Source organism: Dechloromonas hankyongensis (assembly GCF_022012295.1).
Classification (GTDB): Bacteria; Pseudomonadota; Gammaproteobacteria; order Burkholderiales; family Rhodocyclaceae; genus Azonexus; species Azonexus hankyongensis.
In genome coordinates this window covers 582,874-597,800 of record NZ_JAKLTN010000001.1, presented here as the reverse complement: position 1 = coordinate 597,800, position 14,927 = coordinate 582,874, and the positions used below count along the sequence as shown (strand labels likewise).

Sequence of the window (14,927 nt, the reverse complement as noted above, 5' to 3'; positions counted from 1 at the left end):
GTTCGTGGGCGATTTCAACAACCCGGAAGCCGATCTCGACCGGTTCCGTTTCCGGCTCGGCTTCGCTGCCGTCGTCGTCCTGATCTGCTTCGGCATCCTGATCGGCCGCTTCGTCTGGCTACAGGTCTTGCAGCATGAGTTCTACCAGACGCGGGCCGAAGACAACCGTATTGCGCTGATTCCCATCGTCCCCAACCGCGGCGTCATCACCGACCGCAACGGCGTGGTGCTAGCCCACAACTACTCGGCCTTCACGCTGGAAATCACGCCGGCTCAAGCCGGCAACCTCGACGAGACCATCGATGCGCTGGCCGAAGTCATCGACATCCAGCCCAAGGACCGTAAGCGCTTCAAGCGCCTGATGGACGAGGCCAAGAACTTCGAGTCCATCCCGATCCGCACCCGGCTGTCCGATACGGAAGTCGCCAAGTTCTCGGCCCACCGTTACCGCTTCCCCGGCGTCGAGGTGAAGGCCCGGCTGTTCCGGCAATACCCGCTCGCCGATATTGCCTCGCATGCCATCGGCTATATCGGCCGGATTACCGATCGCGACCTGAAATGGATCGAGGAGTCCGAACGCCAGGCCAACTACAAGGGTACCGATCACATCGGCAAAACCGGCCTCGAGCAGCACTACGAATTCGAACTGCACGGCGAAACCGGTTACGAGGAAGTGGAAATCGATGCCGGCGGCCGCGCCCTGCGCAGCCTGAAGCGCATTCCGCCGGTTTCCGGCAACAATCTGGCGCTGACCCTGGATTCCAAGCTGCAGCAGATCACCGAGCAGGCCTTCGGCGACCGCAAGGGCGCCCTGGTCGCCATCGAGCCGTCGACCGGGGGCATCCTGGCCCTGGTGTCGGCCCCGACCTACGATCCCAACCTGTTCGTCGATGGCATCACGCCGGAAAACTGGAAGGATCTGAACGATCACCCGAGCAAACCGATGGTGAACCGGGCGATAAACGGCGCCTACCCGCCGGGTTCGACCTTCAAGCCCTTCATGGCACTGGCCGCGCTGGAGACGGGCAAGCGCACCCCCGGCCAGGCGATCAGCGACCCCGGCTACTTCAATTTCGGCAACCACCAGTTCCGCGACGACAAGAAGGGCGGCCACGGCAGCGTGGACATGTACAAATCCATCGTCCATTCCTGCGACACCTACTACTACATGCTGGCCAACGACATGGGGATCGACGCGATCTCCAAGTTCATGGGCTCGCTGGGCCTCGGCCAGCGCACCGGGGTCGACCTGGGCAAGGACGACGCCGGCGAATCGAAAGGCGTGCTGCCGTCGCAGGAATGGAAGAAACAGCGATTCAAGAAGCCCGAGCAACAGAAATGGTATGCCGGTGAGACGATTTCCATCGGCATCGGCCAGGGTTACAACGCCTACACCCCGATCCAGCTGGCTTCGGCGGTCGCCACGCTGGCCAATAACGGCGTCATGTTCAAGCCGCACCTGGTACGCCACATCGTCGACACCAAGAGCGGCGAAAAACGCTTGATCGAACCGCAGCCGATCCGCGACCTGAACCTCAAACCACAAAACATCGAAGTCATCAAGCGCGCCATGGTCGGCGTCAACAAGGAAGGCACCGGTGCCCGCGCCTTTGCCGGCGCCCCCTACGAAGCCGCCGGCAAGACCGGGACGGCGCAGGTCTTCTCGCTGAAGGGCGCCCAGTACAAGGAAGGCGGCACCAAGAAGGAACTGCGCGACCACGCCCTGTTCATCGCCTATGCCCCGGCCGACAATCCGAAAATCGCCCTCGCCGTGCTGGTCGAAAACGGCGGCTTCGGTGCCCAGTCGGCGGCGCCGATCGCCCGTATGGTCATCGACTACTACCTGCTTGGCAAGCTGCCGGCGGGCGCGGCCAAGGACGATCCGGCCGCCATCGAGGAGGACAGCGAAGAATGATCGACGTCGTCGGCACCCTGCGGCGCGGCTGGCAGCAGCTGATCGCCCATATCGACTTCCCGCTGCTCTTTATCACCCTGGCGATCATGGCGGTCGGCCTGGGCACCGTTTATTCGGCAACCTTCGACGGCAATCAGCGGGTGCTTTCCCAGCTCGGCAACATGGGCGTGGCGATGACCATCATGTGGTTCGTCTCCCGGCTGCCGCCGCAAAAGCTGATGAGTTTCGCCATCCCGCTCTACGTGCTGGGCGTCATCCTGCTCATTGCCGTCTTCCTGTTCGGGATCAAGGTCAATGGCGCCAAACGCTGGCTGTCGCTGGGCTTCACCCGCATCCAGCCATCCGAGATCATGAAGATCGCCATGCCGCTGATGCTGGCCTGGTATTTCCAGAAATATGAAGCGACGCTCAAATTCAAGCACTACATCGTCGCCGCCCTGCTGCTGCTCGTGCCCTTCGCGCTGATCGCCAAGCAGCCCGACCTCGGCACCGCCCTGCTGGTCGGTGCCGCCGGCTTCTACGTCATCTTCTTCGCCGGCCTGCCGTGGAAGGTCATCGTCGGCCTGATCGCCGCCGGCGCCTCGGCTGCGCCGCTGATCTGGAGCATGATGCACGACTACCAGCGCAAGCGCATCCTGACCCTGCTCGACCCAACCACCGACCCGCTCGGCGCCGGCTATCACATCATCCAGGCGACCATCGCCATCGGCTCCGGCGGTGCCATCGGCAAGGGCTACCTGAACGGCACGCAGACCCACCTCGAATTCATTCCGGAAAAGCACACCGACTTCATCTTCGCGGTCTATTCCGAGGAATGGGGCCTGATCGGCAATGCCACGCTGGTCTTCCTGTACACCCTGCTCATCGGCCGCGGCCTGATGATCGCCTCGGGCGCCCCGACCACCTTCTCGCGCCTGCTGGCCGGCGCCATCACCCTCGGCTTCTTCACCTACGCCTTCATCAACATGGGCATGGTCAGCGGCATCCTGCCCGTCGTCGGCGTCCCACTGCCCTTCATGAGCTACGGCGGCACGGCGCTGGTCACGCTATTCCTCGGCGTCGGCATGCTGATGTCGATCCATACGCACCGCATGCTGGTCAAAAAATGAAGCGCCTGCTGGCCCCGCTCACGGTTGCCTTGCTGCTGGCCGCTTGCGGCGGGCCTTCAACGGTGCGCGAACCCGGCGCCGACAGCCCGAAGGGGCCGGCCGCCAAGACGCCGACCCCGACCAGGAAACCGACCGCCGTCCTCAAGCGCGGCGGCGGCTTCTACAAGGACGATGGCCCGGCCGACGACATCCCGGACGGCCTCGACGACATCCCGGACGCCGAACCGAAGTGGGAACCACTGCACAAGCCGGCGACCAAACCCTACGTCGTGCTCGGCAAGGAATACGTGCCGAATACCGCGGTCAAGCCGTACAAGGTGCGCGGCATCGCCAGCTGGTACGGCAAGAAATTCCACGGCCAGAAAACCTCGATCGGCGAACCTTACGACATGTTCGCGATGACCGCCGCCCACCCGACTCTGGCCCTGCCCTCCTACGTTCGCGTCACCAGCGTGCAGTCCGGCAAGTCGGTGGTGGTGCGCATCACCGATCGTGGCCCCTTCCATGCCGACCGGGTCATCGATCTGTCCTATACCGCTGCCTACAAGCTCGGCCTGATCAACGGGGGCAGCGGGCAGGTCGAGGTCGAGGCGATCATTCCGGGCGAAATGACAACGGCCACCTATGCCCAGGTCACACCGCCGGCCCGCCCGGTGGCCGGCGACAACGACGACATCGCGCAACTCGCCCGCCGCATGGCCATGGAGGAAAAGCCGGTGCAGACCGCGGCGGCAGCTGGCATGAGCGGCGATGCGGAATTTCCGAAAGGGGTTTATCTGCAGTTGGGCGCCTTCTCCAGCGCCGAAAACGCCGAGAGCCTGAAGAACCACCTGCTGCGCGAGCTGGACTGGGTCAGCGAACCGATGCGGATCAATGCCGGCAGCGGCATCCACCGCCTGCATCTCGGCCCCTACGCCAGCCGCGGCGATGCCGAGAAAATCGCCGAGAAAATCCGCTCCGCCCTCGGTTTTCGCCCGACCTTCGTGACCCGCTGACGGGGTCTCCTAGTCAGCGCCCCACCTGGGCGACCACCACGTTGCCCTTGCCTTGGTATTCCAGCGCAGCAAAGCTCATCATCTTGGCCATTGCGATGCCGCGACCGTTCGGATCGAAGGCACGGTCGGGATCGAAGCTCAGGAATTTGGCCCATTCGAAACCATCGCCCTGGTCGGCGATGGTGAATACGATGCTGTCGTCCGTGCGCTCGACGCGCACCGAGGCGAAACGCCCGGCGAACTGCGGCAGGACCAGGCGGCGTTTGATCTCAGCCTCCCAATCGCCCTCCCACTTGAGCAGCGATTTTTCCTGGTAGGTCACCCCCAGGTTGCCGTGTTCGACGGCATTGACCATCAGGTCCGACAAGCCGGGCGCCACGACGTCCGGTGCCGGGCACATGCCGGCAAGAACGGGAACCAGCGAATTCACGTCCTCCAGCGTCACGAAACGATACTCGACGCTGTGGATCAGCGCCTGCGCGTCCTCCAGGTGCGCTGCCCGGCTGCGCAGCTGGCTACGCGCCCGGCGGTCCTCCAGAGCGGCCCGGACGATGGAAATCAGCGCTTCCGGTTCGTAGGGCTTGGTCAGATAGTAGTAGGCGCCGGCCTCCAACCCCTCGCGCACCTGGTCGGGCGACGATGCGGCCGTCTGCATGATGACCGGAATATCGGCAAAGCGGGCCTCGCGCTTCATGCGGCGCAGCAGTTCCATGCCGTCCAGCCCGGGCATCATCCGGTCGAGCACGACGAGCGAGAAATCGCTATCCGCGGCACTCAGGCTGGCCCATGCCGCCAGAGGATCGCTGTGCATCTCCAGTTCGATGTCTTCCTGCTCGAGAAACTCCTCGATGATGAACAGGTTGAGCTGTTCGTCATCGACCACGAGGACACGTCCCTTATTCATCGTTCAGTCTTTCCCCTTCGCCAGGCATCTCACCCAGTGCTCGTCACGCCGAAGCACCGTTAAACAGGCACCCCTGTTCGGCCGATCGTGAGCGTAGATCATACCCCAACGCCGGCGAATGATTTCCCGGCAAATGGCGTGGCCGAGCCGACTGCCGGTTGGTTGTCGGTCGCTTCCCGGCCTGCAACGCACCCCACGTTTGACCAGGATCAATGGCCGGAAAAATGGTCTGGCTATACTTTTGCCCTTGATATTCTGGAGTCCTCCATGAGCTCCCTGCCCGATCTCGTCTGTCCCGCCGGCAGCCTGCCGGCACTCAAGGCAGCCGTCGACAACGGCGCCGACGCCGTCTATCTCGGCTACAAGAACGACACCAACGCCCGCAATTTCGCCGGTCTGAATTTCGACGCCAAGACCATGGCCGAAGGCATCCGCTATGCCCACGCCAAGGGCCGCGAAGTGCTGATGGCCATCAACACCTTCCCGCAGGCCGGCCGCATCTCCGACTGGCACAAGGCGGTCGACGGCGCCGTCGACCAGGGCGTCGACGCCATCATCCTGGCCGACATCGGCCTGCTCGACTACTCGCGCCAGCGCCATCCGCAACAGCGGCTGCACCTGTCGGTGCAGGGTTCGGCTACCAGCTACGAGGCGATCAATTTCTGCCAGCGCGAATTCGGCGTCCACCGCGCCGTGCTGCCGCGGGTGCTGACCCTGGCCCAGGTCGAGCACGTGATCAAGAACACCAGTGTCGAAATCGAGGTTTTCGGTTTCGGCAGCCTGTGCGTCATGAACGAAGGGCGTTGCTGGCTCTCCTCCTACGCCTGCGGCGAATCGCCGAACACCGTCGGCGCCTGCTCGCCGGCCAAGTACGTCAAGTGGGACAAGAAGCCGGGGACCATGGAAACCCGGCTCAACGGCATCCTGATCGACCGTTTCGGCGACGACGAGCCGGCCGGCTATCCGACCCTGTGCAAGGGCCGCTTCGAGGTCCAGGGCGAGACCTATTACGCCCTGGAGGAACCGACCAGCCTCAACGTGCTGGAACTGCTGCCCGAGATCATCAAGATCGGCGTCAAGGCAATCAAGGTAGAAGGCCGCCAGCGCAGCCCGACCTATGTCGCCCAGGTCACCCGCACGCTGCGCGCCGCCCTCGATGCGGCCGGCGGCAGCGCCGAACGCTTCCACGTCAAACCGGCCTGGCAGGCCGAACTGGCCAAGGTTTCCGAAGGCAGCCAAGCGACGCTCGGCGCCTACAACCGGCCATGGCGCTAACGAGGACCGCATGAAACTTTCGCTCGGACCCCTGCTCTATTTCTGGCCCAAGGCCGAAGTCATGGAGTTCTACGCCGAAATGGCGCAGAACCCCGCCCTGGACATCGTTTACGTCGGCGAAGTCGTCTGCTCGCGGCGCCAGCAGTTGCGCACCGCCGACTGGATTGGCCTGGCCCGCGACCTGACCGATGCCGGCAAGGAAGTCGTCGTTTCCGCCCAGGCCCTGCTCGAATCAGAAAGCGACCTCAAGGCCCTGCGTCGGCTGATCGACGAGGCCGGTTGCAAGGTCGAGGCCAACGACCTCGGCGCGGTCAATCTGGTGGCCGGCCGCGACTTCGTCGCCGGACCGCACCTGAACATCTACAACGAGTCGGCTCTGGCCACCTTCGCCCGCTTTGGTCTGAAGCGCTGGGTGCCGCCGCTGGAAGCGACGCGGACGCTGGTCGACACCCTGCACCGCAGCAAGCCGGCCGGCGTCGAAACCGAAGTCTTCGTTTTCGGCAAGATCCCGCTCGCCTTCTCGGCCCGCTGTTTCACTGCCCGCCATTACGGCCTGAACAAGGACGACTGCCAGTTCAAATGCCTCGACCACGCCGAGGGCCTGACGCTGAAGACCCGCGAAGGACAGGAGTTCCTGACTATCAACGGCATCCAGACCATGTCGGCGCAAAGCTACAATCTGCTGCACGAGATTCCCGACATGCTGGCCATGGGCATCGACGCCGTGCGCATCAGCCCGCAGAAGGAGCACATCGCCGAGATCATCGCCGCCTTCGATGCCGCCCGGAACGGCAAGCCCATAGCGGCCGACAGCCGGAACTGGAGCGACAGCGGCCTGGTCGACGGCTACTGGTTCGGCGATGCCGGCATCCGCCAGCACCATACACAAGCCCTCGCCACCTTGGGAGCATGACCATGAACGGCAACTTCACCATCCCCAAATTCAAACTGCCCGGCTTCGTCGCCAGCCTCGGCCACAAGCTGCCGCAGTGGCCGCACGCGCTGGCCCTGGTCGGCGTCCTCAACACCGCACTGAAAATGAAGCTGCTGCCAGAAAGCGAACTGGCGTTGCTCGAAGACAAGCTGTTTCGCGTCCGCGTGCTGGATACCGGCGGCGAAGCCAGCTACACCTACCGCAACGGCCTGTTTCGCCCGGTTTTCCGCCCGCAGCGCGAGCCGGACCTGGCCTTTGCCGCCAACCTATCAGCCTTTCTGCAGTTGCTGGCCCGCCAGGAAGACCCGGACACCCTGTTCTTCAACCGCGAACTGGAAATCACCGGCGACACCGAACTGGGGCTGATCGTCAAGAATATGCTCGACGCCGTCGAGTGGCCCAAGCTGCCCCAACTGCCGCTGGCCAGCAGCTAGACCGGCTGCAGCTCAGACTGGCCGCCAGCCAATGTCCTCCCGGCGGCTTCAGTCACCGATGGAAATCAGCGCCTCGACGGGCGCTCCCGCCTGACGCGCTTTTTCCGGCGCCGGCACGGCACAGGCCACCACGCCGGTGGCGACGATAGTGAGCACTTCTTCCTGGCCGACTGGCGAAGAAAAATCCTGGGGTTGGGTACAACCGCCCAGACAGACACTCAGCCCTTCCGCCAGACGACCGTCGCCACACAGAACGCGGACGGCAAATTCGGGATAGGTATTGCCCACGGCGCGCAACACGTCGCCCACCGTTTCGCCACTAGCCATCACCTCGTCGTGCCCCCCCACCAAGGTTCGCAATTCCATGGGAATGTGAACCGATACCACAGGCAATTCGCTCATCAACATGGCGTACCTCCTTGCTTGCTGTTCTCTTTTGACAAGCCTGCAAACGGAAGTTCGAAAAAAACGGGAGGCCGCAGCCTCCCGTTCCGGTGATCGAATCGCGTCGGCGATCAATGCTTTTTCTGGGCATCCAGACGGAATTTGACGTAGGCCCCCGGCGCGTCCTCGATGACCTTCAGCGTGCCGTCGGCCGGCTGGCGTGCCTTGACCTTGGCGGAACCGCCCGGCAGGCTGGTCACCCACTGGTGCCAGTGCGTCCACCACGAACCGGCATTCTGCGTGGCGCCGGCCAGGAAGTCGTCCGGGCTTTCCGGAAGGTCGCCGTCAGTGGCGTCATTGGTCCAGAAACCGTACTTGTTGGCTGCCGGCGGATTGACGATACCGGCGATGTGGCCGGAGCCGCCGAGCACGAACTTGGTCTTGCCGGACGGCAGGCGGGCGCCCATGTAAGTGCTCTTCCACGGTGCGATGTGGTCTTCGATGGTCGAGATGAAGTAGCACGGGGTCTTGACCTTGGTGATGTCGATCTTGACGCCACCCAGCGAGACGCCGCCGGCATCCTTCAGCTTGTTGCCGAGGTACATGTTGCGCAGGTAGAAGCTGTGCATCGCGGCCGGCATGCGAGTCGAGTCGGAGTTCCAGTAGAGAAGGTCGAAGGGGAACGGATCCTTGCCCATCAGGTAGTTATTGACCACGAAGGACCAGATCAGGTCGTTGGCGCGCAGCATGTTGAAGGTGCCGGCCATTTCCGAACCTTCGAGGAAGCCGCGTTCGGCCATCTTCTTTTCCAGGCCGGCAACGGCGCCTTCATCGAGGAAGACACCCAGTTCGCCCGGCTCGGAGAAGTCGAGCATGGTGGTGAAGAAGGTGGCGGAATTGGCGCGCTTGTCCTTCTTGGCGGCCATGTAGGCCAGCGTGGTCATGGTCAGCGTGCCGCCCAGGCAGTAGCCGGCCAGATTGACGCTATCTTCGCCGGTGTGGGCGCAAACCTGGTTGATGGCTTCCAGCGAGCCTTCGAGCAGGTAGTTCTCGAAGGACTTCTGGGCCAGCTTCTCGTCCGGGTTGATCCACGACATGATGAAGGTGGTGTGGCCCTGACTGGTCGCCCAGTTGACCATCGAGTTCTTCTCGCGCAGGTCGAGGATGTAGTACTTGTTGATCCACGGCGGCACGATCAGGAAGGGCTTCTTGTACTGGTCCGGGGTCTTCGGATCGTACTGGATGAGCTGGAACAGTTCGTTCTGGAAGACGACCTTGCCCGGCGTCGTGGCGACGTTCTTGCCCATCTCGAAGGCCGAGGTGTCGGTCATGCGGATGCGCAATTGGCCATCGCCGGACTCGACGTCGTGCAGCAGGTTGTTGAGGCCCTTGATCAGGTTCTGGCCGTGGCTCTTGACCGTTTCGCGGAAGACTTCCGGGTTGGTCAGCGCGAAGTTGGACGGCGACAGGGCGTCGATGTACTGGCGGGTGAAGAAATTGACCTTCTGCTGGGTCGCTTCGTCGAGGCCGTCGGTGCCGGCCACGGTGTCATGGATGTGACGAGCGGCGATAAGGTAGGACTGCTTGACGAAGTCGAACAGGAAATGCTGTTCCCAGTCCTCGTCGCGGAAGCGGTTATCGCCCTTCTTCGGAGCGGCAACCGGGGCAGCCCCGGGCATGCCCATCATCTTCATCATGGAACCCTGCCACAGCGAGAAGTAGTCCCACATCATGTTCATCTGGGTCTGGGCCATCTTGTACGGATTGGCCATCAGGCGGGCGGACAGGTCCATGAAGGCCTTGGCCACGCCCAGTTCGTCTGCCGGGGCGTCCACGCCTTCCTTGGCCTTCTTTTCCATGAACTGGGTGATCACGCGGGAGGCGCGCTGGGCGACTTCGGCGTAGGTCTTGGCCATTTCGGCCGGATTGGGCAAATTGATGCCCTGCTCTTCGGTTTGCTGCGACATCTTCAAACTCCCTCTCTGTCAGTGCGCGACGGCTCAGTGTCCCGTCCGCGTATAGCGAATCACCCCTTCGGCATCGCAGTGACGCAAAAGCCGACCATCTTGCTCAAGGTAGTTCAGATGAGCGATTGCCTCGCCCATCGCGAACATGGTTTGGTGTGTATCGAGTTGGCGGTTGAACAATGTCTCCAGCAACTCTGCGGCGCTCTTTGGCGCTTGCTCACAACTTGCTTCCAGGGCCTGCAGTCGCTCCTCATGATGCGCATGCAAGGCTCCGACCCTCTCCTGCACCCCGGTGAAGGGAAGCCCGTGCGAGGGCAGCACGAGCGTTTCTGCCGGAATTTCCTGCGCCATCACGTCCAGCGAATCCAGATACCAGCGCAGCGCGTCAGCTTCGGGAGTTGCCGCAAAAACGCTGATATTGGTGGAAATTCTCGGCAAAAGCATGTCTCCGGAAATTAACACGCCGAGTTCGACACAGTAAAGCGCGACATGTTCCGGGGCGTGGCCATAGCCGATCAATATTTTCCAGTTGCGGCCGTCGATGCAAACGGAATCCCCGGCCAGCAGGCGGTTGTAGTAGTCGGGCAGGGCCGGGACCGCCTTGCGGTAGCCCGAACCGCGCTTTTCGAACTTGGCCAGATGCTCGGCATCCAGCCCATGCTGGCGGAACTGTTCGACCATGAACCGCGCCCCGTGGCCGCCGACCTCGTTCCACACCACGTGCGCGGTCAGGAACTCGCCGCTGCTCATCCACAGCGGTGCGCCGGTCTGTTCCTGCAGCCAGGTTGCGAGGCCGAGGTGATCGGGATGGAAGTGGGTGACGATCAGCTTGTTGACCGGTCCGTCCAGCTTGTCGAGGATGGCCGACCAAGTTTCGCGGACGTGGTCCTCGGGAAACCCGGTATCTACGATGACCCAGCCGTCGCCGTCACGCAGCAGCCACAGGTTGATGTGGTCGAGCTGGAAGGGCAGCGGCATGCGCAGCCAGTAGACACCGGGTGCCAGCTCTGTCATCTCGCCGGCAGCCGGCGGATGGGAATGGGGAAAATGCAGGGCCATAAATTGTTCTTGTATGATGAAACGGCAACTTACCATACGGTAGCGGATTGAAAAAAGCCCCTGCTTCTGATTTACTTCGCCGCACCATCAGGAGACAAAATGAGCCAGACGGCGACGACCTTCGGCATTTCAGACCTAGCCCGCGAATTCGGCATCACCCCGCGCACCATCCGATTCTGGGAGGATCAGGGCATCCTGTCACCGCAGCGCGAGGGCAACAAGCGGGTTTTTGCCCGCCGCGACCGGGCCCGGCTGAAAATGGCCTTGCGCGGCAAGCGCCTCGGCCTGTCGCTGGCCGAGATCAAGGACCTGATCGGCATGTACGAATCGACCGAGGACGAGACGCCGCAATTGCTCGAATGCCTGCGCATCATGGAAAAGCGCCGCGTGGCACTGGTCCAGCAGCGCGAGGACATCGAGGCCATGCTAAGCGAAATCGGCCAGTTCGAATCGCAGTGCCAGGAAGAACTGCGCCGGCGCGGCGCCGCCTGAACGCTTCGCCTCACGCCGCGTCGCGGTGTGAAATCTCGACCACCAGGGCGCGCGCGGCGAGCTGCTCGACCAGGGCACGAGCCTTGGACCGGTTGTCGGCGTCGAGATTGGCGTCCCACTCGTCGAGCAGATAAATGGGGCGATCGGTTTCCGCCACCACTTCGCGCAGGACCTGCAACTGCCGTTCGCCGGACGAGTAGCCGGATTTTTCCTGGTCCAGTTCCTCGGCGTTCAGATCTTCCGGTTCCTCCGCCTCGCCGTCCGGATCGCATTCGGCACTGGGCTGCGGCAGGCCGGTATTGAAACGGAAGCTCAGCCGGTCGTGGGCCGGCCAGTAGTAGGCCTGGCCGCGGAAGGCGGCCTTCAGGGCGATGAGCAGGGTCGATTTGCCGGCGCCGTTGCCGCCGCGCACGGAAACCAAACCGTTCGGAACGGCCGCAATGGTGCGCAGGGCATCGGCCAGGTCGCGGCAAGTCGTCTCCCGACGCCCCACCCTGAGCACCAGACGGCCGAATTCGATACGCTCGCCGACCGCCTTCGGCTCCGGCTGCATATGTTCGCAGACGCCCTTAATGCGCGTCCAGATGGCGAGCAGGTCGGTCATGCCGGCGGTCAGCTGGTGCATGTCGAGGGTCATTTCGATCTGCCGCGGCAAGGTCGCCGCCAGGGCGATGAGCAGCGCAGTGTTGCCGGCATCGTGCATCGCCACCCAGGCGGTGGCGGCCAAGACAATGACCAGGGCGATAATGCCGCTCACCGCGCTCCACCCCTCGCGCGCCATGATGGCTTTGATCTGCGCGCTCAGCGCGCCCTGCAGCCGGTCACGGAAATCGCGGTGCCACAGCCCGAAGTTGTAGCGGTTGCCGCTGAAGATGTTGTCCCAGGCGTTGTAGGTGCGGGCCATCATCCGGTTGGTCATGCGCTGGTTGTGCAGGTAGGCGGCGGCCAGCGGCTTGCGCAGCGACCACTGGAGCACGACGAGCAGCGCAAAGGCGGCGCCATAGGCTACCGGCAAGTCGCTGTCGATGGCCAGGCCGAGTACCGCGGCGTTGAAGATCAGATTGAACAACAGCCGCAGGTAAAACTGCAGGTCGTACATCAGGTCGAAACAGACGCGGAAGGTTTCGTTGGTCAGGAAAGGCTCGGCGCTTTCCCGCGCCTCGCTGTCGCCAAGCAGTGCCGTCTGGAAGCGATTGCTGCGGGCGAAGTGCAGCAGGTATTTGCCGAAAGCGCCGAAGCCGGCCCGTTCGGCGTAGATCCAGCTCGCCGCCCCGGCCAGGTAGGACAGGGTCTGGGTGACGATGATCCACAGGAAATCGCCCGCCGTCAGCTGTGCTTCGGTGATTTCCCGGGCCACCTGGATGACCAGCCAGGTCGTGGCCGCCCCGAACAGTTCCTGCAGCATGACCAGGGCGAGCATGGCGACAAAGGCGCCGCCGAGCAGGAAGCGCAGGAAATCCTGGCGCTGGAAGGGAAGGGGAACGGGCATCGGGGACATCAGGGCAACGCGGAAATGAAAAAAGCAGACTTGCGCCTGCTTTTTTTGTCGAACACGATACAGCGATTACTTCTTCTTTTTCTTCTTGGCCATTTGAATCTCCTCGTGAGCGGTTGGTTAAAGGCGGCGCAACGCCGCAGTGCTCAGTCTATTCCATAAATCCTGACGCGAAACTGTCGAGCGTAACAATTTCTCGCAGACGAGTTGACGTTAACGTAAACGTCAATACAATCACACTTTATGAGCCGAATATCCGACCCCCATTTTGCCGAACGTGTCCGGGCCAGTTTTGCCAAACAACACGCCATGGACCTGATCCACGCCACCTTGCCGGTGGTCGAGCACGGCCGCACCGAAATCCACCTGCCGCACTGGTCGGGCGTCGAGCAGCAGCACGGCTTCGTGCATGGCGGCGTGGTCAGCATGATCGCCGACTCGGCGGCCGGCTATGCGGCGATGACCATGGTGCCGGCATCCGCTTCGGTACTGACCGTGGAATACAAGATGAACCTGGTCGCCCCGGCCGACGGCGACAAGCTGATCGCCCGCGGCAAGGTGGTGCGCCCGGGCAAAACCCTGATCGTCACCCAGGCCGAAGTCTTCGCCGTCAAGGATGGCGAGGAAAAGCTGTGCGCCCTGATGCAGCAGACCATCATGGTCATGCACGGCAAGGACGAGAAATAGGATCGAGTTGCCTAGGGACTCGAACTGTCAGCAAACTACGCTAGCTTCTGGACGACCAGGCAACCAATAACCAAACGGAGACAACCATGAACATACCCAGCCTCGACTTCGGACTCGGCGAAGACATCAATATGCTGCGCGATGCAGTGAAGGCGTTTGCCGATGCCGAGATCGCTCCGCGCGCCGCCGAGATCGACCGCGTCAACGAATTCCCGGCCGACCTGTGGAGGAAATTCGGCGACATGGGCCTGCTCGGCATGACCGCCGGCGAGGAATACGGTGGCACCAACATGGGCTACCTGGCCCACATCGTCGCCCTTGAGGAAATCTCGCGCGCCTCGGCGTCGGTCGGCCTGTCCTATGGCGCCCACTCCAACCTGTGCGTAAATCAGATCCGCCGCAACGGCAGCGAAGCCCAGCGCCAGAAATACCTGCCCAAGCTGATTTCCGGCGAACACGTCGGCGCGCTGGCCATGTCCGAGCCGAACGCCGGCTCCGACGTCGTGTCGATGAAGCTCAAAGCCGACAAGAAGGGCGACCGCTACGTGCTGAACGGCGCCAAGATGTGGATCACCAACGGCGGCGACGCCGACACTCTGGTCGTCTATGCCAAGACTGACCTCAACGCCGGCGCCAAGGGCATGACCGCCTTCATCGTCGAAAAGGGCATGAAGGGCTTCACCCACGGCACCCACCTCGACAAGCTGGGCATGCGCGGCTCGAACACCTTCCCGCTGTTCTTCGACGACTGCGAAATTCCGGAAGAAAACGTGCTGGGCGGTGTGGGCAACGGAACCAAAGTGCTGATGTCCGGTCTGGACTACGAGCGGGCAGTCCTCTGCGGTGGCCCGCTCGGCATCATGGCGGCCTGCATGGACGTCGTCGTCCCCTACCTGCACGAGCGCAAGCAGTTCGGCCAGTCCATCGGCGAATTCCAGTTGATGCAGGGCAAGGTCGCCGACATGTATTCGACCTGGCAGGCCACCCGCGCCTACGTCTATGCCGTGGGCCGCGCCTGCGATGCCGCCGATCACGCCCGCACCCTGCGCAAGGATGCGGCCGGGGCAATTCTCTACTCTGCTGAAAAGGCGACCTGGATGGCCGGTGAGGCGATCCAGACGCTGGGTGGTGTCGGTTATACCAACGAATATCCGACGGGCCGCCTGTGGCGAGACGCTAAACTATATGAGATTGGCGCCGGCACTTCCGAGATCCGCCGCATGCTGATCGGCCGCGAACTGTTCGCGGAAACCGCATAACTCGCTCCCGCCGGACTT

14 protein-coding genes are annotated in these 14,927 nt (G+C 62.9%); 9 read left to right on the top strand and 5 right to left on the bottom strand.

Annotated elements, in window-relative coordinates:
* The first annotated feature begins 4 nt into the window (after positions 1–4).
* Genes mrdA through LZ012_RS02860 form a run of 3 tightly spaced genes read left to right on the top strand, consistent with a single transcriptional unit; the run spans position 5 to position 4,019 of the window.
* A complete protein-coding gene (mrdA, locus tag LZ012_RS02870) occupies positions 5–1,915 on the top strand; it encodes a penicillin-binding protein 2 (protein ID WP_275707356.1) in 1,911 nt (636 codons plus the stop codon).
* Positions 1,912–3,024, top strand: a complete 1,113-nt coding sequence (gene rodA, locus LZ012_RS02865) for a rod shape-determining protein RodA (RefSeq protein WP_275707354.1) — start codon at positions 1,912–1,914, stop codon at positions 3,022–3,024. Before mrdA ends, rodA begins: the two co-directional genes overlap by 4 nt.
* On the top strand, positions 3,021–4,019 hold the full coding sequence (locus LZ012_RS02860) for a septal ring lytic transglycosylase RlpA family protein (protein ID WP_275707352.1): 999 nt from the start codon (positions 3,021–3,023) through the stop codon (positions 4,017–4,019). Before rodA ends, LZ012_RS02860 begins: the two co-directional genes overlap by 4 nt.
* Positions 4,020–4,032: 13 nt before the next feature.
* Here the strand turns inward: LZ012_RS02860 and LZ012_RS02855 are convergent, their stop codons facing one another.
* Positions 4,033–4,923 carry an ATP-binding response regulator gene (locus LZ012_RS02855; protein ID WP_275707350.1) on the bottom strand — a complete coding sequence of 297 codons (891 nt, stop codon included), beginning with the start codon at positions 4,921–4,923 and terminating at the stop codon, positions 4,033–4,035.
* Positions 4,924–5,190: 267 nt separating this feature from the next.
* Here LZ012_RS02855 and ubiU point away from each other — a divergent pair, with 267 nt between their 5' ends.
* The 3 genes from ubiU to ubiT are packed head-to-tail and all read left to right on the top strand — an operon-like array spanning position 5,191 to position 7,566.
* Positions 5,191–6,198 carry a ubiquinone anaerobic biosynthesis protein UbiU gene (gene ubiU, locus LZ012_RS02850; protein ID WP_275707348.1) on the top strand — a complete coding sequence of 336 codons (1,008 nt, stop codon included), beginning with the start codon at positions 5,191–5,193 and terminating at the stop codon, positions 6,196–6,198.
* Between the two features lie 10 nt (positions 6,199–6,208).
* Positions 6,209–7,111, top strand: coding sequence for a U32 family peptidase (locus tag LZ012_RS02845; RefSeq protein ID WP_275707346.1), 903 nt, complete (start codon positions 6,209–6,211; stop codon positions 7,109–7,111).
* Positions 7,112–7,113: 2 nt separating this feature from the next.
* Positions 7,114–7,566, top strand: a complete 453-nt coding sequence (gene ubiT, locus LZ012_RS02840; RefSeq protein ID WP_275707344.1) for a ubiquinone anaerobic biosynthesis accessory factor UbiT — start codon at positions 7,114–7,116, stop codon at positions 7,564–7,566.
* A 48-nt stretch (positions 7,567–7,614) separates the two neighbouring features.
* Here the strand turns inward: ubiT and LZ012_RS02835 are convergent, their stop codons facing one another.
* The 3 genes from LZ012_RS02835 to LZ012_RS02825 form a co-directional block, all read right to left on the bottom strand.
* Positions 7,615–7,968, bottom strand: a complete 354-nt coding sequence (locus LZ012_RS02835) for a ubiquitin family protein (RefSeq protein WP_275707341.1) — start codon at positions 7,966–7,968, stop codon at positions 7,615–7,617.
* A gap of 113 nt (positions 7,969–8,081) precedes the next feature.
* Complete coding sequence (locus LZ012_RS02830) at positions 8,082–9,917, bottom strand: PHA/PHB synthase family protein (protein ID WP_275707339.1); 1,836 nt, start codon at positions 9,915–9,917, stop codon at positions 8,082–8,084.
* A gap of 33 nt (positions 9,918–9,950) precedes the next feature.
* Positions 9,951–10,976 (bottom strand): MBL fold metallo-hydrolase, encoded by a 1,026-nt coding sequence (locus LZ012_RS02825; RefSeq protein WP_275707337.1) that lies wholly within the window; start codon positions 10,974–10,976, stop codon positions 9,951–9,953.
* Positions 10,977–11,075: 99 nt separating this feature from the next.
* On the opposite strand from LZ012_RS02825, the gene LZ012_RS02820 reads away from it, so the two are divergent.
* A complete protein-coding gene (locus tag LZ012_RS02820) occupies positions 11,076–11,468 on the top strand; it encodes a MerR family transcriptional regulator (protein ID WP_275707335.1) in 393 nt (130 codons plus the stop codon).
* Positions 11,469–11,478: 10 nt separating this feature from the next.
* Here the strand turns inward: LZ012_RS02820 and LZ012_RS02815 are convergent, their stop codons facing one another.
* Complete coding sequence (locus LZ012_RS02815; protein WP_275707333.1) at positions 11,479–12,957, bottom strand: ATP-binding cassette domain-containing protein; 1,479 nt, start codon at positions 12,955–12,957, stop codon at positions 11,479–11,481.
* Between the two features lie 249 nt (positions 12,958–13,206).
* On the opposite strand from LZ012_RS02815, the gene LZ012_RS02810 reads away from it, so the two are divergent.
* Entirely contained in the window at positions 13,207–13,650 is a 444-nt protein-coding gene (locus tag LZ012_RS02810) for a PaaI family thioesterase (protein ID WP_275707331.1), read from the top strand.
* Positions 13,651–13,736: 86 nt separating this feature from the next.
* Positions 13,737–14,909 (top strand): isovaleryl-CoA dehydrogenase, encoded by a 1,173-nt coding sequence (locus tag LZ012_RS02805; RefSeq protein ID WP_275707329.1) that lies wholly within the window; start codon positions 13,737–13,739, stop codon positions 14,907–14,909.
* The last annotated feature ends 18 nt before the right edge of the window (positions 14,910–14,927 follow it).